At 35.5% G+C, this 21,105-nt stretch carries 19 protein-coding genes and 1 riboswitch; of the genes, 5 read left to right on the top strand and 14 right to left on the bottom strand.

Going from position 1 to position 21,105, the window contains the following annotated elements:
* Positions 1–40: 40 nt before the first annotated feature.
* The 4 genes from IGK53_RS04205 to IGK53_RS04190 form a co-directional block, all read right to left on the bottom strand.
* Positions 41–2,830 carry a helicase C-terminal domain-containing protein gene (locus IGK53_RS04205; RefSeq protein WP_002291765.1) on the bottom strand — a complete coding sequence of 930 codons (2,790 nt, stop codon included), beginning with the start codon at positions 2,828–2,830 and terminating at the stop codon, positions 41–43.
* A 146-nt stretch (positions 2,831–2,976) separates the two neighbouring features.
* Positions 2,977–3,177 (bottom strand): cold-shock protein, encoded by a 201-nt coding sequence (locus IGK53_RS04200; RefSeq protein ID WP_002288762.1) that lies wholly within the window; start codon positions 3,175–3,177, stop codon positions 2,977–2,979.
* Between the two features lie 452 nt (positions 3,178–3,629).
* Entirely contained in the window at positions 3,630–3,950 is a 321-nt protein-coding gene (locus IGK53_RS04195; RefSeq protein WP_002291761.1) for a hypothetical protein, read from the bottom strand.
* A gap of 300 nt (positions 3,951–4,250) precedes the next feature.
* Positions 4,251–5,369, bottom strand: a complete 1,119-nt coding sequence (locus IGK53_RS04190) for a hypothetical protein (RefSeq protein WP_002314732.1) — start codon at positions 5,367–5,369, stop codon at positions 4,251–4,253.
* A 232-nt stretch (positions 5,370–5,601) separates the two neighbouring features.
* On the opposite strand from IGK53_RS04190, the gene IGK53_RS04185 reads away from it, so the two are divergent.
* The 3 genes from IGK53_RS04185 to IGK53_RS04175 all read left to right on the top strand — a co-directional run bounded on the left by IGK53_RS04185 (position 5,602) and on the right by IGK53_RS04175 (position 8,469).
* Complete coding sequence (locus tag IGK53_RS04185; protein WP_002294875.1) at positions 5,602–5,724, top strand: hypothetical protein; 123 nt, start codon at positions 5,602–5,604, stop codon at positions 5,722–5,724.
* Between the two features lie 117 nt (positions 5,725–5,841).
* Positions 5,842–7,149, top strand: coding sequence for a serine hydrolase (locus IGK53_RS04180; protein WP_002296298.1), 1,308 nt, complete (start codon positions 5,842–5,844; stop codon positions 7,147–7,149).
* Positions 7,150–7,269: 120 nt separating this feature from the next.
* Positions 7,270–8,469, top strand: a complete 1,200-nt coding sequence (locus tag IGK53_RS04175) for a YdcF family protein (RefSeq protein ID WP_002296299.1) — start codon at positions 7,270–7,272, stop codon at positions 8,467–8,469.
* A gap of 26 nt (positions 8,470–8,495) precedes the next feature.
* On the opposite strand, the gene IGK53_RS04170 is transcribed toward IGK53_RS04175, so the two are convergent.
* The 4 genes from IGK53_RS04170 to IGK53_RS04155 form a co-directional block, all read right to left on the bottom strand.
* A complete protein-coding gene (locus IGK53_RS04170) occupies positions 8,496–9,764 on the bottom strand; it encodes a voltage-gated chloride channel family protein (protein ID WP_192190658.1) in 1,269 nt (422 codons plus the stop codon).
* 54 nt (positions 9,765–9,818) lie between these two features.
* Positions 9,819–9,885: riboswitch (Fluoride riboswitch) on the bottom strand.
* Between the two features lie 41 nt (positions 9,886–9,926).
* Positions 9,927–10,574, bottom strand: coding sequence for a FusB/FusC family EF-G-binding protein (locus IGK53_RS04165; RefSeq protein ID WP_192190659.1), 648 nt, complete (start codon positions 10,572–10,574; stop codon positions 9,927–9,929).
* A 278-nt stretch (positions 10,575–10,852) separates the two neighbouring features.
* Positions 10,853–11,356, bottom strand: a complete 504-nt coding sequence (locus IGK53_RS04160; RefSeq protein WP_002289559.1) for an HD domain-containing protein — start codon at positions 11,354–11,356, stop codon at positions 10,853–10,855.
* A 122-nt stretch (positions 11,357–11,478) separates the two neighbouring features.
* Positions 11,479–12,243, bottom strand: coding sequence for a TrmH family RNA methyltransferase (locus tag IGK53_RS04155; protein WP_002327792.1), 765 nt, complete (start codon positions 12,241–12,243; stop codon positions 11,479–11,481).
* Between the two features lie 107 nt (positions 12,244–12,350).
* On the opposite strand from IGK53_RS04155, the gene IGK53_RS04150 reads away from it, so the two are divergent.
* Entirely contained in the window at positions 12,351–12,626 is a 276-nt protein-coding gene (locus IGK53_RS04150; RefSeq protein WP_002289551.1) for an acylphosphatase, read from the top strand.
* 546 nt (positions 12,627–13,172) lie between these two features.
* Positions 13,173–14,123 carry a membrane protein insertase YidC gene (gene yidC / locus IGK53_RS04145; protein WP_002291748.1) on the top strand — a complete coding sequence of 317 codons (951 nt, stop codon included), beginning with the start codon at positions 13,173–13,175 and terminating at the stop codon, positions 14,121–14,123.
* A gap of 66 nt (positions 14,124–14,189) precedes the next feature.
* Here yidC and IGK53_RS04140 read toward each other — a convergent pair whose 3' ends face one another.
* From IGK53_RS04140 to IGK53_RS04115, 6 genes are read right to left on the bottom strand one after another with little or no spacing between them, the layout of a single operon-like run.
* The gene (locus IGK53_RS04140) at positions 14,190–15,356 is read right to left on the bottom strand and encodes a nucleotide sugar dehydrogenase (protein WP_271104510.1); all 1,167 of its coding nucleotides are present in this window, start codon (positions 15,354–15,356) and stop codon (positions 14,190–14,192) included.
* 10 nt (positions 15,357–15,366) lie between these two features.
* Complete coding sequence (locus tag IGK53_RS04135) at positions 15,367–16,752, bottom strand: polysaccharide biosynthesis C-terminal domain-containing protein (protein WP_271104509.1); 1,386 nt, start codon at positions 16,750–16,752, stop codon at positions 15,367–15,369.
* Positions 16,745–17,938 (bottom strand): polysaccharide pyruvyl transferase family protein, encoded by a 1,194-nt coding sequence (locus tag IGK53_RS04130; protein WP_270217924.1) that lies wholly within the window; start codon positions 17,936–17,938, stop codon positions 16,745–16,747. Before IGK53_RS04130 ends, IGK53_RS04135 begins: the two co-directional genes overlap by 8 nt.
* A 19-nt stretch (positions 17,939–17,957) precedes the next feature.
* The gene (locus IGK53_RS04125; protein ID WP_271104505.1) at positions 17,958–19,133 is read right to left on the bottom strand and encodes a hypothetical protein; all 1,176 of its coding nucleotides are present in this window, start codon (positions 19,131–19,133) and stop codon (positions 17,958–17,960) included.
* Positions 19,134–19,145: 12 nt separating this feature from the next.
* A complete protein-coding gene (locus IGK53_RS04120; RefSeq protein ID WP_230310528.1) occupies positions 19,146–19,913 on the bottom strand; it encodes a hypothetical protein in 768 nt (255 codons plus the stop codon).
* A gap of 30 nt (positions 19,914–19,943) precedes the next feature.
* Positions 19,944–21,095: a glycosyltransferase gene (locus tag IGK53_RS04115; protein WP_174123757.1), complete on the bottom strand. Its 1,152-nt coding sequence runs from the start codon at positions 21,093–21,095 to the stop codon at positions 19,944–19,946.
* Positions 21,096–21,105 lie beyond the last annotated feature (10 nt).

Here is a 21,105-nt window from a genome sequence, read left to right as displayed (position 1 = left end):
TCATTATAGCAGATTTTAATGATGAAAAAAGACGGCACCTTTAACTTCCTTCTTCATTTTTCTTTAAGAATTCATGGATATCCTGATAGATTTCATCCATAGCTAGCTCTTTTATCGGTACTTTTTTCGGTAATGCATGGATGATTCGTGCACCATATTTTGCAGTGACTAATCTCCGATCCAAAATAAGTAATACGCCACGATCTGTCTCCGTCCTTATCAAACGGCCTAATGCTTGGCGTAACTTCAAAGCTGCTTTAGGCACGGATTCCTGATAAAAAGGATTGATCCCCTCTGATTCCAGATAAGCATTCCTAGCTTTGACCATCGGACGTAACGGGTTGTCGAAGGGTAAACGTGTGACTACAACAATCTGCAAAGCATCTCCAGGTAAATCTACACCTTCCCAAAAGCTGTCAGCACCAAATAAGACGCTTTTTTCTGACAAAATGAAGCGTTTCAAAAGTTTTTCCCGACTTCCGCCAAATCCTTGAGCAAGAATTTCACGTCCTTTTTCTAGCATAGACAAATGCATTTTCTGATATATCTTTTGTAAAACATCATGAGAAGTGAATAAAACAAGGATCGGCCGATCTTCTTGTTCAATCAATCCTGTGAGTGCTGCTTCTAAATAATCGATATATGCTTGATTGCTGACTTGATGGACTGCAGGTGCTTCTTTCGGCACATAGATTCTTGCCTGTTTCTCGTAATCATAAGGAGAAGCAATCACTTTAAGAGGTGCTGCTTCAATGCCAAGTCGTTTAGAGAGATACTGTCGATTAGGTCCGATCTTCAGTGTTCCTCCAATATAAAGAATATGGTCATATCGAGGATACCACACAGTTGACGGCAACATAGCTGCTTGAAAATCATGGAGATGAAAAATCATCTGCTGTGCTGTATTCCCGGGAACGAACCAATGGATCAAATGATCTCGCCAGTCTTCTAGCCATTGGTCCATCAGCAAGTATTGCTTGTCTAATTGATCAAATAAGCTATATAAACTTGCTAAATCGATCCGCATCTGGTTGGTCCAACTTTCTTGGATAATCTCAAAAGTCAAGCGCATCTGTGATTGTAGTTGTTGGATCTCTTGATAAAAAAGTTGCAGATGATCCATTGCTGTTCCAGATTCCAGTGGCAGCTGATCCAACATTTCTTTTGTCATCATGACTTCTTCTGGATATTGTCCGTTAGGCTGCTTGCTGCTTACTAAGTTCATTAATCCCTCTGCCACACAAATCTGCGCTTCGCATAGTGCAGAGAGTTCTTCTCGATAAATCGACAACCAGCGCAAGGCTTCATGTTCCTTCGGCAAATAACTTTGTATGCGGTCAAATAACTGATTCGGCTCTTCCAGTTGCTGGATTTGTTTATGGAAGTAGTTAATACTTAGTCGTTTGTCATTTACTTTTTCAGCAATTTCCGGCAAATGATGCACTTCATCAATCAACAAATAAGGACTAGCTGGAAGCAATGGTTCTTTTCGCTGTGTTTCTTGTACTAAAAATGCATGGTTGACTATCAAAAAATTGCTTTGTTTGATTTTCTTTTGCAAGAAACGCACAAAGTCTTGTTTGTAAAACGACTGATTCCTTGCTAAAAACCCAGTGCCTCTGTGCGCGACATCTGCAAAGAATGCATGGTTCAGATTGGTTAAATGTAATTCATCCAAATCACCGGTCTTCGTTTGTGTTAGCCAAACTAAGACAGCCATTTGGTACAAAGCATATTGTTTTTGTCCCGGCGGTTCCACAAGTGTACCTTTAAAACGCTGTAAATCAATATAGTGGCGATAGCTTTTGATAATCACAGGTTGTATCGGCTGATCTAGCAATTGATTCAGTAATGGAATGTCTTTTTCCATGATCTGCTGCTGCAAAACAAGCGAAACGGTGCTGATGACAGCTGGTTTTTCAGGTGTAGCCAAATAACTCAAAGGCAACAGATAACCAATCGTTTTGCCCATTCCTGTAGCTGCTTCGATCATCAAATCTTTTGATTCATCTTTTGTGAAATGATCGTAGACAGCATTCATCAGCCTGTTCTGTTCTTTTCGATACATCAGTGTTTTACCAAACATTTTTTCTTTTTCTTGTTTTTTTCTTGGATATGTCCGCTCGCCATAATGGACGGATGTGAATAGCTCCACTTCTTTTTTCTGCAAAGCTAGCCCATCGATGATTTCTAATGAGAGATCAAGGGGCTCCGGGTTTTCTTTCATTTCTTCAAGCACGTGGTAAATGAAACGACTCGTATCCATTCCTGTATGGCTACTTAATCGTGCAATCTGCTCTAATGTGATGATCGGCAATTTCCTCATTCGTTCTTCGATCAGTAAAAGAAGCTGACCTGTCACTTCGGCATCACTATCCGCCTGATGAGGATTCTCATGAATAAAGCCAAGGCTTTCTGACAAATCAGCTAAGCGAAAACTTGGTTCCGTCGGCAAGAAAATTTGTGCAAGTTCTACGGTATCGATGCCCGGTATCTTCAAACTAGGAAGTCCGCATCGCATGAGTTCATGGTTCAAAAAATTATAATCAAAATAAATATTATGCGCGACAAATATGGTGTCTGCCAAAAGATTGTAAATCGTTTGGGCGACATCTTCAAAATAAGGCGCTTTTTGGACGCGTTGATTCGTGATCCCTGTTAAATGCTGGATTTGTTTTGAAATCTTCCGCCCTGGATGAATATCGATCGAAAAACGTGAAGTGATCCGACCAGCTTCAATCATGACGCAGCCAAATTGGATGATCCGATCTTCTTTTGGATTCGTCCCAGTCGTCTCGATATCAACGACTGCATAAGTTCTTGGTTTCAAAATATCTTCCTCTTCTCCTGCCTCTAATGTTCTTTTGAAATTATACTACAAAGTGCAGAAAAATACTCTCATCGCTTTTTAAGGAAAAAAAGACAAAAAAGCCCAGACACATAAATGTCTGGACTTTTATTTTTAATATAGGTAAATTAAGCTTTAGTAACGTTTGTTGCTTGAGGTCCGCGTTGACCTTCTTCAACATCGAAAGTTACTGCTTGGCCTTCTTCTAAAGTTTTGAATCCGTCGCCTTGGATAGCTGAGAAATGAACGAATACATCGTTTCCGTTTTCTGCAGTGATGAATCCAAATCCTTTTTCTGAGTTAAACCATTTTACTGTACCTGTTTCCATAATAAAAATCCTCCTTGTGTTTCAACACATATTTTGCAATTACTTGAATGGTGTATATCTGGAAGATGTTTATTTGAAACAAGCTACCACAGATTACCGAACAAAAACTACTTCTACAGTATATCATACCGTTTACAAAAACGCTAGAGTTTTTCGATATTTTTTTATAAAAAAATGTTTTCTCAGCGATTACATCAAGTGAAAAACCGAACTTTCTTAATGACAAATGTTTTATTGTTCAGATACCCCTCTTTCGATCCTTTGCACCTCTTTAAACTAAAAAAATTATTCTGTCTGACTATTTATTGTTTCTGTTTCAACGGTTGAGGATGGGGAAGACTCTTTAGTAGGTCTGATGTTCTCATGGTATTTCTGATAGCCTATGACAGTGACCAGAAGAACAAGACAAACCAATACGATCAACGAGATTAATTTTTCTTTTTTGTTCATACCTATACCTCATAAATGACAGGATGATGCCCATCATATTTCTGAGCATGGGTAACAGCAAAAGCTGCAGCTGTTGAATGGAAGAAATGCCAGCAGCTTTCGTAATCACATGACGGACAATACCAAAAATAACCAAATCTTGGCTGCAAAGCCCGTTCTTCTGTTTCAGGGAACGCAGAATCAAATGCTGATGTCTGCGCATAAATATTTTTGTACATACGTGCGCCTGTGCTTAGAGAACGCTGTGTTTCTTCTGCAAAAACTGGTTGACTTGTTAAACTTAGGGATAGAGACAGCAAACACCATAACAGTCTTTTTTTCATAAAGACCTCCTTATCGATAAGTTTTTCCCAATTAAAATCATATCTCAAGAACGACCGTTATTTGCATTTCATTCATAAATGGTGTTTTTTGTATCATAATCGTCAAAAAAGAGGTCGTGACGATGTCACGACCTCTCCTTTAAACGGTGTTCCGGAAGTAGCTTCTTCGGAAATAAGCCGAAATTTCACAAAAATTTGAGAAATAATTTTTGTAAATCTCTTCTTATTTCTTGATGCAGAACAGGCAGAACAGCTTTTCCTCTCTAATACTCAGGTCAAAACACTGATTTCACAACCTCTTTAATAACGAAGAATCGCTGTCAGACTCTTTTCATCTGGTGCATCTTTTTGATCCAAAATAAACACTTTCCCACCATTAATAATTACATCGTCTGCCAAAGCATTCAGCACTTGACGCCGATCATATTCTGTTTCAGGATCTTCTCCGAAACCATCAGCTAAGTTTGACGTAGCGATAAACAAATGGGATACTTTTCCTTCTTTCGCAGCTGGAACGATATCAACTAACTGATCGATGAATTTCTTATCTAAAAGTTTATTGTACTCTTTTGATTCTTGGGCTGCTAGTTCATTTGACAGCTTCTTCGCTCCTTCTTCGATATCTCTAAAGGATAGTTGTGCTGGAGAAGCAGAAATCGCAACGTCTGCACAATAGTAAGGATTTTTGGCGATTTTTTTGAACATCGTCTGATTTTCTGGTAGAGCGAATAAATAAATCGGCCATTGTTCAGGATTTTCGAAAGAATCCTTCAAGTACGTATCAACTGCTTGGTAATAGTTGACCCAATCGATCTCTACTTCTTCATCTTTTGGATTCACGCCATGGAAAGTAACGCCATCTCGGGCACCGCCCCCTCCATTAGAAGAGAAGTTCAAACCGCCACCTGTCAGTTCAGATCCCAATGCAGTAACAACATCGACCGGTGCCCCTTCAGGTAGAGACACTTCTTTTACTTGTTTGTTGCTGACTTCATACAATTTCATGGAGTCGCGGTTCAATCCCAACAGATAATAGGAATAGTTGAACTGTCCATTTTTGATAATGGCCAGTAAATAAGGAAGATCACTTACATAATATTGATCGTCTACCGGGATACTCAAACGATGGATATAGGTTTGATCAGCAGTTATAATGACCGCTACACTCGTAGTTGCACTACGCCAAAACGAAGGATCTCCTAACAAATTTTCAATTTTTTCTTGGAACGGGGACCAGTCATGCTCGGAATATTTTTTTTCAAAACGTTTCTTTGCTTCTTTTGCAAAATTTTTGAATTTGATTTGATCTTTTTCCACATCTTGATGTGCGACATGCGTATTCAGCATGATCGTGACGAACGGTCCTTTAGCGCCTTCTGAAGTCAATTGTGACAGTAGTTCTTTATCCTTTTTTGCCATAAACGTACCCCTCCTAAAAAAATCATTCCTTTGTGTCTATCTAAAGTCTACCACAACACTATTTTTCCATACAATAAAACGTATCTAAAAAAATAAAACGGTTTCTTTAGTTGGGTATTTAGCAATTTTTTTAAGTTATCTTCATAATTTCCTCAATTATTTGGGCATAGTCTTCAACTATTCTTCATGAAAGGCTGTTAGACTAAGAAAAAGAATAAAAGAGGTGGACCTTATGCATTTGATTATGATTTTTAGTTTATTAAGTATCATCAGCTTGTTTGCTTTCAGCGCTTCCCGCTTATTAGAGGCGGAAACACAGCCTGTTCCTATAAAAGTACGAAAAAATGACCGCTAACCTTTTCATAACGCGCGTTCTTATCCTAAAGTTTTTTTCAGAAACATTGAAACTCTCTTCCCTCTCTGATAAAATTTTAATTTGTAGCGAAACAAATTAAATACAAGGAGATCGGATATGTCCATAAAAAAAACACGTCTAGTCCTATTATTGGCTAGTCTCATTCTTTGCCTTGCTTCTTTTCTACCAGCTGTTGCTGTGCAAGCTGAAGATACTTTCAAAGTAAATGCAAAAGCAGCCTTTGCTGTAGATGCGCAAAGCGGTAAGATTCTTTATGATCAAGATGGAGAAAAAACCATGGGGATCGCTTCAATCACAAAAATCATCGGTCTTTACATCGTCCTTGATCAAGTAAAAGAAGGGAAACTATCATGGGATGATAAAGTTTCAATTTCAGATTATGCAGAAAATTTGAGTGTCACCCCAGATTTATCAAATGTTCCTTTGCATAAAGAAAACACCTACACCGTTAAAGAATTATTCGACTCTGCAATCATCCAGTCAGCCAACGCTTCAATGGTTGCCTTGGCAGAAAAAATCTCTGGCAGCGAAGCAAAATTCACTGAACGAATGAAAGAACAATTGAAAGATTGGGGTATCAAAGATGCAACGATCGTTAATGCATCAGGACTGAATAACTCTTATCTTGGCGAAAACCGACCAGAAGGTACTGGAGAAAACGACGAAAATCAAATGTCTGCTCAAGATGTGGCTATCGTTGCCCGTCATTTGATCTTGGATTTTCCAGAAATACTGGATGTATCTAGCACTACGACACAAATGTTTGGCGAAAACACGCAATCACCAGTAGAAATGGTCAACTGGAACTGGATGCTCCCAGGATTCGTGAATTATAAAGAAGGCGTGGACGGATTAAAAACTGGTACGACTGAACTTGCAGGAGCCTGTTTCGTCGGTACGATCACTAAAAACGATCAACGAATCATCACTGTCGTATTGAATGCAGACGGCCATGCGGAAAACCCAAGTGCCCGTTTCAATGAAACAGCTCGCTTAATGGATTATTGCTACGACAATTGGTCAGAAAAAGAGCTTGGAAAAGCCAATGCAAGTATCCCTAGTCTAAAAACCATTGATGTAAAAGACGGAAAAGAATCAACAGTGCCCGTTGTGCTTAAAAGTCCTGTAAAAGTATGGGTACGGAACGATATGGATACTGGAAAATTAACAATCACACCAACTCTTGACAAAAAACAAGTAACTGACAATGAGATCCAAGCACCTATGGATAAAGGAACAAAAATCGGTACCGCAACGATCACCTTGGCAGAAGATAAATTAGGTTATCTTGAAGACAACAACGCGCCATCCACAGAAATCATCACGGATAAAACCGTAGAAAAAGCAAATATTTTCGTTATTGGCTGGCGACGCGTCGCAGAATTTTTCGGTAACTTGTTTTAATTGAACAAAAAGAAAAAAGCATCTTTCCATGTGGAAGATGTTTTTTTGTTTTTTCTAGTTTAAATAACAGCTTTTTTCATCTATTTTCGTTATACTGTATAAGAAAAAGGAGTTGAATTTATGAATCTAACCAGAGATCTGATTTTTTTGGTTCTCTATCTTATTGGGGTATTCTCCATCGTTTATTGGCGAAAACAGAAAAAGGATCCTTCCTTGTTCTTTTACAGCAGTACATGGACGTTTGCGGTAATCTTGACTTATTTTGTCGTGTTGGAAATTTTTTATTCGACCTTTTATTTTTTGATTCCCTTAGTGTTTTTCAGTATCTTTGCCTTTTCCTATTTTTCAGAAAAGCGAAGGCTGTTGAATGGTCTTTTATTCAATATTTTCCTCATTAGTTTTGGTATCTACTTGTTTGTCTTGCTATACGAAACACAAAATATTTTTCTTGGCGGACTGATTGCCTTGATCACGATCCCGTTACTGCTTGTCTTTCTATTCGGCATTTATGGATTGATCGTTTTTCTTTTTTGGAACGGTGTCACAGTTTTACGTAGAGAATCGCATTCATTAGCTAATCTTTTAACGTTGATACTAGCCATTTTTCTTACATTGTTTCTTGTTTTTGACTTTTTCTTGTTAAAATATTTACCACAATGGATAAATGCTTTGTTTTTCTGCATCCCATTGATCTTGATCTATCTATTTATCGTATTCTACAACTTTTTGACTGTCTCATTCTTGTATCAGTTCAACCGCCCTCGATACAACCAAGACTTCATCGTTGTGTTAGGCGCCGGGTTGATCAATGGAGAAACAGTTTCTCCTCTTCTTGCCAAGCGAATCAATAAGGCGATTGCTTTTTATTGGGCACAAAGCCGTGCGACATTAAATCCGCCTATCCTATTAATGTCGGGTGGACAGGGAGCAGACGAAAAAGTACCAGAAGCAATGGCGATGAAACAATATGCCATGGAACAAGGAATTCCTGAAAGAGATATTCTTGTCGAAACCAATTCGACAACCACTTTGGAGAATATGCGCTATTCAAAGGAAATCATGGATCAGCAAATGAAAGGTCCCTATCGCGCGATCTTCAGTTCCAACAATTACCACATTTTCAGAGCTGGTCTCTATGCACGACAAGCGAAACTGAAGGCAAATGGCATTGGGGCAAAAACAGCTTTCTATTACTTGCCTAACGCGTTTTTAAGAGAATACATCGCCATCTTGATGATGAACAAAAAAAGACATATGATCATTTGCGGATTGCTTTTCGCAGGTTCCGCATTCTTATCACTGATCACTTTACTTTTCTAAAAAAACAAGGTGTGACAAAACATATGTCACACCTTGTTTTTTTCTTTTATTCTCTTGACGATTGGCAAGAATAGTATTCCTTTTTTGACGGCTACTTGCTGTGCAGAATAAATACCGCTGTTTCCTGAACACATAAAGCTGATCAAGCAGATCATAAAGAAGTAAGCAGCAGCTTGTGAACCAAATAATTCGATTCCCATCACAAAACAGGCAATCGGTGTATTTGTCGCACCAGAAAATACCCCGATAAAACCTAATCCAGCAAGAAAAGGAACAGAAACATGGAGCAAAGGCGCTAGTACTGCGCCAAGCGTTGCACCAATCTCAAATAGTGGTGTCACTTCTCCCCCTTGGTACCCCGCACCTAAAGACAAGACCGTGAAGAATAATTTCCCAATAAAATCATAAGCATGTGCCTGTCCATTAAATGATTCCTGCAGTAACGGAAGACTCAACCCAAGGTAACGTTGTGTTTGCAAAATCAACGCTGCGGCTACAACTACTGCTCCACCTATCGTATTTCGCCAAACAGGATGAGGAATCCATTGCGCATACCGCGCTTTTAAAAAGACGATCGAACGGCTGAATACCCAACCAATCAAACCAAAAGCAATCCCAGCAACAAAAACTTTGAAGAACAGCAACATACTCCATTCAGGAATCACACCCATTTGGTAATGTAGATGAGAAACACCATAGCTTTCTGTCATGAAATTTGCAAAAAGCGCAGCAAAGAAGCTAGGAAATATTGCTTCTGTTCGGACTTTACCGATTGCCAACACTTCTAATCCAAATAATGTTCCAGCTAAAGGTGTGCCAAATACAGAACTAAAACCCGCACTGATTCCACTGATAACCAAAATCTCCCGTTCTGCTTTATCCAATCGGAATAAATGCGCTATATTATCAGCTAATGCTCCCCCCATTTGAACTGCTGTTCCTTCACGACCAACAGATCCCCCAAATAAATGGGTAGTTATGGTTCCAAACAGTGTAAGTGGAATAAGTCGCAACGGGATTTTTTCTTCTCCACCATTTCCTTGATCGATCACTAAGTTGTTTCCACGACTAGAAAGTCCGCCGTGATACGCATAGAGATAAGCAAAAAGCGCACCACTAACTGGTAGTAGATAAAGGAGCCAAGGATGTGATAGTCGGATATCTGTCACAACTGTCAGGCTATTTAAGAAAAAAGCAGACAAGCTCCCCATGAATATACCGAGAATCGCTGTGATCACCAGCCACTTCAGCATGTACACTAAAATGCGCACTGGACTCGGTAATTGTTTTTCCATAAAAAATTCCTCCTCAATAAAAAAACGCCTACTAAAGAAAGGGGCTGTCCCCAGACTTTAGTAGGCGTCATTAGCTATCTTTCGTTAGCATTTAAAGGCGAACACCATCACCTATTCACTTCCATTAAAAGATAGCATATTTTTCTGTAAAAAACAATAAAATTATCGTTCTTTCTTTACACGTCCAGCAAATTCATAGAAAGGAGCCAATTTCGTTAACTGTTGATTACATTGGTCACTATCATGACAAATATAATTCCCCTTTTTCGTATACGTGCCATCAGAACCTGCCTTCGTTGTAGAAAGAAAAAGCGAAACATTCGATGTTTTCTGACAGATTGCACAGATTCCCTTATTTATCGTTGGTGATAAAGTACCGCTAATCCCTTTTAATTTTTCATCTTCGTAATAGACCATGAATTTTTTCTGCGTACCTGGATCATTCCAGCCGATGTACGTATGTTCTTGCAAGTCGATTTCATTCCAAGCTGGTTGTTTGAGTTTTTTCACTTTTCGGAATAATTTCTCGATTTGTAGTTTGCTAGGCTGCATAAACGGCTGAACGATTTGCTTCAGCTTCTCCAATGCTCTTTCTGCTTGCGCTTTTGTCAGTTTTACGTCTAAAACTGTCGTTAAAAATGTATCGATTTCTGGCAGTTCGTGATTTAATATGTCTCGAATCTTTTCAGCTGCTAGTGCCTGAACTGTTTGTACCGTTTTTGGATCATTGACAGATGAGTACGCATTTAATAACTGTTCTACTTCTCTTTTTATAAAAAAATATTGGTATGGTTTTATTGTTTGTTCCATGATTTTAAAGTCCTTTCTTCTAACCAAAGTGCATACTTTGTAGAAAAAAGTGATCTTCTGCAAAGTATGTGTTACCTGAAGATCCCGGACTCTTTTAAATAAGATACGTTTTGCATCTTATCATCACCCCCTTTAATGCTTATTCTTCTATGTACATGATTCATTCGATAAATAAAAGTAAACCGTATCTTGAACAGATAGTCAACTGCAAACAGAAAAAACCGAGAAAATCAGCCAAATTTTCTCGGAATATAGTCTATTATTATTGGTTTTACTTTTTAAATCGAGGATTCTTTCCCAAAGTAACGTTGCCATCTCTTACGCATACTTGCAGACATGGGCTGAGCCGCTTCTTTGACTGCGCAGTATTTGTCCACGAATGTCACAATATATCCTTCTTTATACTTAGGCGGTGCGATCGTTGCACCCCACATGTGCTTCAAAATGATATCTCGCTCAAGATCCGACAAATCGGTGATTTTTTCTGCATTCTTTACAGCAATTCTTGGATGGATATACGCATGTGTTCCCTCGTCAAATTTCGTCGTACGCCAATCATAGTAGAACAGATCATGCAAAAGTCCAGCACGCGCTGTTGCTTTAGCATTGCCACCCCATTTTTTTGCGAGCAGATAACTATAGTAAGAAACACTGATGGAATGCTCCAAACGAGTGGAATGAACATGCTGTGTGTAATTTGCTAATTTTTTCACTGCTTCTGTTTCTAAAAGATCTTGTACATAAGACATATATTCTTCGTCTTCACGCCATTTTTCTGTCATAATTATCGATCTGCCACCTTTTTGAATTTCATTTTCTTCTGAAATTGATCTAAGTATACCACCAGTGTTCGGATTATTCTAGTCGCTCTAGATAAAATAGCTAAAGCTTAATAGTTCCTTAATCATAAAGAAAAATGATAAAGAACGATCCCTGCTGCGACTCCGACATTCAATGATTCCGCATTTCCTTTCATTGGGATATATACGTTCTGATCAGTCAAAGACAAGATTTCCTGACTGACTCCCTGACCTTCATTTCCCATGATTATAGCGAAATCCTCTGTTTTTTCTACTTTGTCTAATGCATGTGCTTCTTCATTTAATTCTGTACCGTACACCGTAAACCCTTTGCCTTTCATTACAGGGATTACATCTGCCAAATCTTTTTGTAACACAGGCAAATGATAATTGCTTCCCTGCATGCTTCGCAGCACCTTTGTACTATAAATATCTGCCGTTCCTTTACCTAATAAAACACCAGCCATACCAAACGCATCTGCCGTACGGATCATCGTTCCCACATTTCCAGGATCCTGTACATTATCTAGTAAAAGCCAGCCTCCTGAAAAATCTGGCGTATCTTCAGATGTTAACGTCATCACTGCTAAGATCCCTTGCGGTGTAGGTAGATCTGACATAGCGGTCATGACCTCATCTGAAACTAGAAAAGTAGAAATCTCTTTGTTTACAGCCAGCCAGTCTCCCCATTCTTTCATACCTCTCTGTGTCACAAAAAGTTCTTTTATTTCTGCATCAGACGACGCAGCTTCTTCGATCAGATGGAACCCTTCCAAAAGATATTCTGCCTTTTCTTCTCTGTATTTCTTTTTATGTAGTTTTTTTAATTCTTTGATTCTTGGATTTTTTGCTGATTGGATCTCTTTCACATTCCTTCACCTCACCTGATTATATCATGGAATAGGTGCTTGAGCTTGTTTCATCCTAAAAAAATCGGTATCATTGATTTATAAAACAGGAAAGAAAGGTGACGAACATGCGCAAAGTTAAAATGAATGTCCAAGGACGTGTCCAGGGCGTAGGATTTCGCTATATGACCAAGATGGTTGCTGATCAGTTAGGCGTGACCGGAACGGTAAAAAACGAAGACGACGGCTCAGTCACAATCGAAGCAATCGGAAATGACGACATCATCCAAAAATTTATCGAAGAAGTCAAGAAGTCTCCGAGCCCAAGTGGACGAGTGCAGTATGTGGATGTCCAAGAAGACCCGATGATTGAGGAACGAAAGAAATTTGATGTGGTGGGATAAGGTTGTGAAAAAGCTGGTCTGCATCAAGCATTAAGGACAGGTTGTGAAAAATAGCTCTCCATATTTTTCAACAGGCTGGACTTAATGCCGTAGATGCAAGCTTTTGAACACCGTCGATAAGGTTGTTTTTGAGGCGCTTTGCCTCGAGTATTAAGGAGAAACATTTTCAAAATAGCTTCTCATATTTTGTTAATACCGAGAAACTGACTTTTGAACACCGTCGATAAGGTTGTTTTTGAGGCGCTTTGCCTCAAGTATTAAAGACAGGTAGTAAAAAAGCTGATCTATCACTTGCAGTGAGTTCATTTGACTCCTCTATTTCGGGCAGAATAAAAAAAGTTTTTAGTTTTTTAAATAAGAAAGAAACACTTGGAATCACCCTTTTCTTTCCAAGTATTTCTTTCTTGGTTTTTTGTCTTTTTTCAAAATTTTTCGCTACGAAAAAGAAAGAATATTTATATGAAATTTCTATGAAGTTGATTGAATTCCATGCGCTTTTTTAGTATAGTTAAGTTTGTGTAAAAATTATAGAAGAGGAAGTATTCTATGAATAAATGGAAAAACTGGTTATTGGGATCCGGACTTGTCAGTATCCTGCTCTTTTTATCTGGCTGTGTGCGGATGGATTCAAACGGAAACCCTGACACTTCAGGAATCGTTTATCGAGTACTCGTCCATCCTATGGGCCAAGCGATTACATATCTAGTTGAGAATTTCAATTGGTCTTACGGCTGGGCAGTTATTGCAATGACTGTGATCGTTCGTATCATCATCTTGCCACTAGGTATCAGTCAATCGAAAAAAACAATGATCCAATCTGAAAAAATGCAAGCGTTAAAACCACAAGTTGAAGCAGCCCAACAAAAATTGAAAGCTGCAACAACACGTGAAGAACAAATGGCGGCACAAGCAGAAATGCAGCAAGTATACCGCGAAAACGGATTGAGTATGACCGGCGGAATCGGCTGTCTGCCTCTATTGATCCAAATGCCGATCTTCTCTGCCTTGTACTTTACGGCACGTTATACAGAAGGTATTCGGGAATCATCTTTCTACGGCATCGATCTAGGCTCACCAAGTATGGTGCTTGTTGCCATTGCAGGGGTCGCTTATCTGCTTCAAGGATATATCTCAACGATCGGTATTCCTGAAGAACAGAAAAAGACGATGCGTACGATGCTGATCGTCTCTCCTGCTATGATCGTCTTCATGTCGATCAGTGCGCCAGCCGGTGTTACACTTTACTGGGTAGTCGGTGGTGTGTTCAGCTGTCTGCAAACATTCATCACAAACGTTATGATGAAACCACGTTTGAAAGCACAAGTGGCAGAAGAGTTGAAACAAAACCCACCAAAACAAGTCGTCACTCCAAGAAAAGATGTGACAGAATCAGCTAAACCAGCTGACAGCAAACAAGCAACCAAACAAATCAAGCAACCCAAAAACAGTACAAACAACAAAGGCCGCAACGCAGGAAAGCAGCAGAAGCGGAAGTAGGCGGGAAGCAAATGGAGAAAGAAACCTCGCACCACTATCAATTGATAGTGGTGCGAGGTTTCTTTCTCAGTCCCTACTAAATATGTCTCTCGTATAAACTTTTTCTTTTACTTCAGCTAAAGCTGGCTCCATACGATTTGATACAATCACATCTGACATATTCTTGAATTCTTCGAAATCTTTGATTACCCGTGAATGATAAAATGCTTCTTCATCTAGTGTTGGTTCATAAACTACGACTTCGATCCCTTTTGCTTTGATACGTTTCATTACGCCTTGGATAGATGAATACCGAAAGTTGTCAGAATTTGCCTTCATTGTTAACCGATAGATTCCTACAGTTTTAGGTTTTTTCGCTAAAATTTGTTCTGCAATAAAATCTTTTCTTGTCGTATTTGCGTCTACAATTGCACTAATGATATTGCTTGGAACATTTTCATAGTTTGCTCTTAGCTGCTTTGTATCTTTAGGTAAACAATATCCTCCGTAACCAAATGAGGGATTATTGTAGTGAGAGCCAATTCGAGGATCTAACCCTACACCCTCAATGATTTGTTTTGTGTTCAATCCTCGAGATTCGGCATAAGTATCTAACTCATTAAAATATGCTACGCGTAAAGCAAGATAAGTGTTTGAAAACAATTTGATTGCTTCAGCTTCAGTAGGATGTGTCAAAAGAACTGGCACATCTTTATCTAAAGCGTTCCGTTCAAACATATCCGCTATTTCTTGCCCTCTATCAGAACACTCTCCTACAACAATTCGAGAAGGATGCAAGTTATCATACAATGCCTTCCCTTCTCTTAAAAACTCTGGAGAAAAAATAATATTCTCTGTTTTAAATTTTGCTTTTAATTCTAATGTATATCCCACAGGAACAGTTGACTTAATAATAAAGGTTGCATCTGGTCGAATGATCAGGGCTTTTTCAATAACGTCTTCAACTGTGGAAGTATTAAAGTAATTTTTCTTTTCATCGTAATCTGTCGGTGTAGCGATGATCAAGTAATCACCAAAAAGTACAGCTTCCTCGAAATCTTTAGTAAATTCCACATTTAAATCATCCCGCTCGAGAAACTCGTGAACTTCTTTATCCTCTAAAGGTGATTGTCTGTTTCTTAGCATATCGATCTTTTCTTCAACGATATCATATGCTTTAACATTTTCATGCTGGCTAAGTAATAAAGCGTTGGCTAGGCCAACGTATCCTAAGCCGAAAACTGATATTTCCATAATCAAGTTCCTACCTTTTTTTTAAATTTATCACTGACTGCCATAAAGGGATTCCTTCATAAACTATCAAACTAAAACATAGTAAAACATTTAATACTATATTATTTATAAAAAAAATGAAAACTACTTGCAAAATCAACCCACTTATAGAAATACATAGGCGTTTAAGTTGAATATTTATTTTAAAAAATTTATTTATATCTCTAACTCGTAGTATCCAGATTAATAAAAAACTAATCAAAGTAGATAGTCCAGCACCAATTATTCCAAAATACCTAATTAGGATAAAGTTTAAAATTAAGCTGACCATACCACCAATTACAGAAGTATACATAACGCCTGTAGTTTTTTTTTCTGCAATATAAAAGGTTCCAAAAAAACTGGAAAAGCTCGAGAATATTAAACCAATTAACAAAAATGGAACTGGTTTCCATGACAATGAATAATTACCGGACATAGTAATATTAATTATTGGCTTCAAAAATAAAATTAATATTGAAGTACAGATAATCATAATTGTTGATAACCAATAAAAAATTGATGAATAGAATTCCCGCTTGTTATCAGAATCATATTCCTCAATAGCAGATAATTGCCAAGCCTGAAAAAAAACTGTTTGAACCATTGATAATATACTTGGTATTTTAGATGCTACTGCAAATAATCCATTTGCAGTAGCATCTAAGTAAAATAAAATAAAATATCTGCTAGATGCATTCATTAGCCACCACATAAATGCGTTGGGTATAAGTGGAACACTGTAAACTAACATTCTTTTAAACAATTCCCAATCTACTTTAGATTTTACAATCAAAATAAAATCAAACTTTAAAACTATTATCATAAAAAAAAGTGATACGAGATTAGACATAATGATAGACAATAAATACCCATCAACTCCAAAACTTAAAAACTTTAAAAAAATTATGTTTGAAATCGCAAGAACTAGTGACATTATTATTCCATTTATAGCATAGATTTTGATTTTATTAATTGCGCGAACATACTGGGCTAGTATATTTTGAAATCCCTGTAATACGATAATTATTATTATAAATTCAGAATACGGTATTTTTATTTTTAAATTAATTATGGTAATTGCTAAAATGAACACAATAGATGCTAAAAAAAGTAATAAAAAACTATTTTTTAAAGTTAAATATTGTCTATTTTCATCTTCACCTATTGTAAATCTTAAGGTTGCTTCATAAATACTTAAGGTCACAATAGGTAAAAGCATATTAATCGTCGTGGTAACTAAATCAGCAGTTCCATACTCACTTGTAGTAAGTTGGAATGTATAAAAAGGCACTAACAATAGCAATAAAATCTTACTACCAAAATTTCCCACTGCAAAGATTAGAGAATTCGATATTAGTCTTTTATATTTATTCATTATTTAGTTCCTCAGCGACTTTATTTAATAGGCGGAAATCAATTTGCGTTTTTTCTTCAATTATTTCCTGCGCAAATCCAAAATTACTTTTTTCAACTATTGCTAATTGCTTATTTAAAATTGCAATTATCTCGTCTGTCTTCTCTCCAAATGTTTTGATATCAAAAACTGAATTTTCATTATCAATTATTTTAAATATCTCTGAGACTTTAGGTTGCCAAGATATCCCTATAACTGGTATATCTTGAGATATAGCTACAATCATTGAATGCATTCTAGTTCCAATAATAATATCTAAATCTTTATAAAGATCTATTAATTGTTTCTTACTCCCTACAAACATATATTCTATATTAAGCTTACAATCAGACAAAATTTTTTTTAAAATAGGCACAGCATCGAAATCTCTAATTTCCGAATTAAAAACAATTATCTGGCTTTCAGGATGTGCTACTTTGATTTTTAGTATTAACTTTTTTGTGTCTTGTAGGTATTTGTAATAGTCACTTTTAGTTGCCTTATTCAAAGTGTAGTCTATTATGCAAATACCAATACATGGAATAAGATTTTTTTTATCATTACAGAACTGTTTCTTCAAAGAAAATACTGGGTCGATGCCAAGTTCTACATTTTTTAAATCACTAATTAAGTTATAGGAACCTTGATCTCGAACCGTTATATAATCTGCTAATTTCAAAACTTCTCGTGTTTTAATAACTTGTTTTTTAGTAGCAAATGGTCCAATACCTACATCCATAAATATTATTTTTTTATTATATTTTTTTGCAGCATTTATGATTACTTCAAACTTTCCAGCAGAATCACCAAATCTAGTCAAGTCAAAAATCACATTACCTCCTCCGAAAATAAGTATATCTGATTTTTTTAAATCCTCAATAAAAGAGCTATTTGCAATTCTTGATTCAAGCTGTTTTACGATCCGCTTGCTATTAATTTTATCAACAATAGAGAATTTTTGTAATTTATTTTTTAGATTACTTTTTAAAGAATTAAGCCAGCTTTTTTCAATATAACTTGTAAATTCAATAGGGGAAAAGTTTTTTCTAAAGTTGTAACTGTATGTTATAACTTTACCATATTTTTTTAATCTTTTTTCTAATTGTTCTACTATAAATTGATCGCCAAAATTAGTGCTATCAGTAAAGCTTAAAAGTATTATTTTCAAAATTAACTTTCTCCTCAACTTATTTTTTTGTTCTAAATGTGTAATTAATTAGACTACATACTCCCAAAATAAAAATAACATCTTGTAAAAAATATGTGCCCACTAAAGATCTTAAAAGAAAAGAAATTAATAAAGCTATTCCAAAATAAATTTGATAAGATTGAATATTTTTTAATAAATGAAATATAATCATAAACAGTAAAGCTATAATTAATATAGAACCTAGAATAGTCCCAAAAGTTAGTAACATCTCGAGAAAAAAATTATGGGAATGATAAAACATGTTATGCGTTAAAATCCTAGCAACACCGACGCCCTCTGGTAATCCGTTGGCCATTTTTAAATGTTCTATAATAACAGGATAGATTCCATCTCTACCGCTTAAATAGATATCTGTATTTTGTGCACTTAATTGTTGGATAAACAAAGATAGATTTCTGGAATTTATCCCAAATCTGATCATCAAGTTTTGAATTGAATATAGTATATCAATCAGATTAGCATATATATATATTCCCATTCCTGAGACAATAGAGATTATAAAATAAAACGAAAAATTTCTTTTTCTTTTAAAGAGTAAATATACGAAAAATGTTAAAATAACACTGGAAACAAAAACCGACCTAGATCCAAAAAAAAGACATATCAAGATATTAGCAATTAAACAGATAATATTAGTCTTTTTATTAGACTGAGATATAGAAAATGCCAAGGAAATTGTATTTATATGAGTTACTAATCCAACTTCATAATATCCTATTTTTTTTAAAAAATATAAATTTATGAAAATAGGAAGTAATAAAGTAAAAATAATACTAAATTTATGCCAATAAGCAAATATTTTTTTGTAATCCAGTTCAACATTGATCAAGTAAACTACAGGTATAAAAATGACAATAAAATTGAATAAAATCGCAAGTACATAAGTTGGATATTCAGAAAAAAGTGCATTAACAAGAAATAAAGTTATTGTTATCAATATTAAAAATATACTTTTAAACGTAAACTTTAACTTATTAAAACTCAATATCAGAATAAAAAATAAAATAAACAATATCTTTTCTGAATAGAAAAGATAGGACTTTGGTATAATTACAGCCGTCACATAAGATATCGGAAGTAAGTATAACAATATGACCACAGATAGTTCTTTATTAGAAAATATATTTTTTCTTATTTTCAGATTTGATTTCATTCTATCCCATTCCTATAGATTATTTTCGAATGATTTTTTGCCTTGTAACATCAATATAATTATTTTATATATAGATAATCCAGAAAATAATGATTTTCTTCTCAAGGCAAACTGTAATATAAGAAAAAAACAAAATTTTTTGCTGATAGCTCTAAATAGAGCTCCTCGGTGAATTAAGTAATTTTCATTATATCCATTAAACCAGCTTGAATCATCATTATATACATCTGCAATCACTTCTTTATTACTATAAACTTTTAATTTATTTTTTAAAACATCAGTTATAAAAAGGCTATCTTCTCCAGATTGAAATTCAGCTCCACCACCAAAAAGAAGTGAAAAATATATATTATTGTTTAATAAGATATCCCTTTTAAAAGTAAACGTCACTGTTCCGTATCTAAAAGAATTAAAAAACTTAACTCTTCCGTCTCTTTTTACTCTATGTTTTATTTCATCACCATTATGAACTCTCACATCGAAAACAATCATATCTGCCTCTGGATATTTCGAATAAGCATCATTAATGATTTTTTCATAACCATCTACAAAAACTTCATCTTCGTCAGCCATTATAACGATATCGTCAGAAGCCCTCAACAAAGCATTATTACGACTGCGTCCTACACCTTTTTCAGACATAGAATAGAATTTCCAAGTTTTGTCATCGAATATTTGTTGTTTATATGAAAAGTTTCCTGGTATATCTGGAGTTTGATTAATGATAATTGCATTTGTTTGAATATTCATTTTTTTGAATAAAGACATATCTTTATTCATACTTGACACTAGAACTTCCATATGATTAATCTACCTCGTACTTTCTGCTTTTTCCCAAAATGGTTTAGATTTTCCTGTACTCTCTCTGTAAGCACCAATTAGTTGAGCTAATATTGTCATTACATAGTAAGAAATAAATTTTAAATATTTATTATTTAAATTTCGAGCAACTAATGCTAGTAGATATATCATTAACTGTACAATAAACAAAAAAACATATATTGAGTTAGAATCGGTAAACACTAAAATCAAGTTTGTTATAAAGACAATTATATGCATTAGATATAGATTATTTCTAAGTGTTCTATGTGAGAAATAAAAAAGAGTAAATAACCCATGCTTAAAAAAATTATATTTACTAAAATCAACAAAATTAATCATTATTATTTTACGAGACATTCGAATTTTTCTCTTAAATTCATCATTATCCGTTTCTCCTGCTTTTTCAAATGCTATTGCTTTTTCATTGTAAATAGCTTTTTTCCCTAAATTAACAAATTTTGGTGGATATATACTGTCATGACTATAAATTGGATTAATTTTTATATAATCATTTTTCCTAACAGCATATATACTCCCATTACCAGCTGTTATAGAAGCTAAATCTGATTCTATTTTACGCATTCTAAGATCAATATCCCAATAGGTGGACTCTGACTCACTTGTCGAATTTATTTTGTTATTAGTATAAACTAATTTTCCTGCTACATAACCTATTTCTAAATTTGATAATGATAAAACAAGTTCTTTTACTGATTTTTTTTCTAACATAGAATTAGCATCGGTAAAAACTATGATTTCACCACAGGCTACTTCTACTGCTTCGTCCTGTGCATTTGTTTTTCCTTTTCGTTCTTTAACAACATGTAGTTTAACTATTTTCGGGAATTCAGCTACATATCGTTTGACTATTTCATTCGTTTCATCTGTGCTATTATCAGAAGCGATAATAATTTCTAATTTATTCTTCTCATAGTCTAAACTCATCAAATTCAATATTTTTTTTTCAATAATAGAATCTTCATTATGTGCTGGAACTATTACAGACACACTTGGACAGTAACTCTCATCAAATTTGATTTGCTTTTTATGAATAAGTTTATTCAAGAGTTCAAGTAATATAGGATAGCCCACCATTGTATAAATAATTAATATTAAAAATAGATAAAATAAAACTCTCATAGTTTCCTCA

The sequence above is a fragment of the Enterococcus sp. DIV1224 genome, from assembly GCF_050555455.1.
Taxonomy (GTDB): Bacteria; Bacillota; Bacilli; order Lactobacillales; family Enterococcaceae; genus Enterococcus_B; species Enterococcus_B lactis.
Note: the sequence above shows the minus strand (reverse complement) of the source record. Positions and strands in the feature narration are given on the sequence as shown.

Bases quoted from the DNA above. Each gene is read 5' to 3' on its own strand.
- IGK53_RS04190 (WP_002314732.1), bottom strand. From the start codon at position 5,369: ATGGCAAAAAAGGATAAAGAACTACTGTCACAATTGACTTCAGAAGGC.
- IGK53_RS04135 (WP_271104509.1), bottom strand. From the start codon at position 16,752: ATGAATAAATATAAAAGACTAATATCGAATTCTCTAATCTTTGCAGTG.
- IGK53_RS04200 (WP_002288762.1), bottom strand. From the start codon at position 3,177: ATGGAAACAGGTACAGTAAAATGGTTTAACTCAGAAAAAGGATTTGGA.
- IGK53_RS04115 (WP_174123757.1), bottom strand. From the start codon at position 21,095: ATGAGAGTTTTATTTTATCTATTTTTAATATTAATTATTTATACAATG.
- IGK53_RS04195 (WP_002291761.1), bottom strand. From the start codon at position 3,950: ATGAAAAAAAGACTGTTATGGTGTTTGCTGTCTCTATCCCTAAGTTTA.
- yidC (WP_002291748.1), top strand. From the start codon at position 13,173: ATGAATAAATGGAAAAACTGGTTATTGGGATCCGGACTTGTCAGTATC.
- IGK53_RS04165 (WP_192190659.1), bottom strand. From the start codon at position 10,574: ATGGAACAAACAATAAAACCATACCAATATTTTTTTATAAAAAGAGAA.
- IGK53_RS04180 (WP_002296298.1), top strand. From the start codon at position 5,842: ATGTCCATAAAAAAAACACGTCTAGTCCTATTATTGGCTAGTCTCATT.
- IGK53_RS04160 (WP_002289559.1), bottom strand. From the start codon at position 11,356: ATGACAGAAAAATGGCGTGAAGACGAAGAATATATGTCTTATGTACAA.
- IGK53_RS04120 (WP_230310528.1), bottom strand. From the start codon at position 19,913: ATGAATAAAGATATGTCTTTATTCAAAAAAATGAATATTCAAACAAAT.
- IGK53_RS04125 (WP_271104505.1), bottom strand. From the start codon at position 19,133: ATGAAATCAAATCTGAAAATAAGAAAAAATATATTTTCTAATAAAGAA.
- IGK53_RS04175 (WP_002296299.1), top strand. From the start codon at position 7,270: ATGAATCTAACCAGAGATCTGATTTTTTTGGTTCTCTATCTTATTGGG.
- IGK53_RS04140 (WP_271104510.1), bottom strand. From the start codon at position 15,356: ATGGAAATATCAGTTTTCGGCTTAGGATACGTTGGCCTAGCCAACGCT.
- IGK53_RS04185 (WP_002294875.1), top strand. From the start codon at position 5,602: ATGCATTTGATTATGATTTTTAGTTTATTAAGTATCATCAGCTTGTTT.
- IGK53_RS04150 (WP_002289551.1), top strand. From the start codon at position 12,351: ATGCGCAAAGTTAAAATGAATGTCCAAGGACGTGTCCAGGGCGTAGGA.
- IGK53_RS04170 (WP_192190658.1), bottom strand. From the start codon at position 9,764: ATGGAAAAACAATTACCGAGTCCAGTGCGCATTTTAGTGTACATGCTG.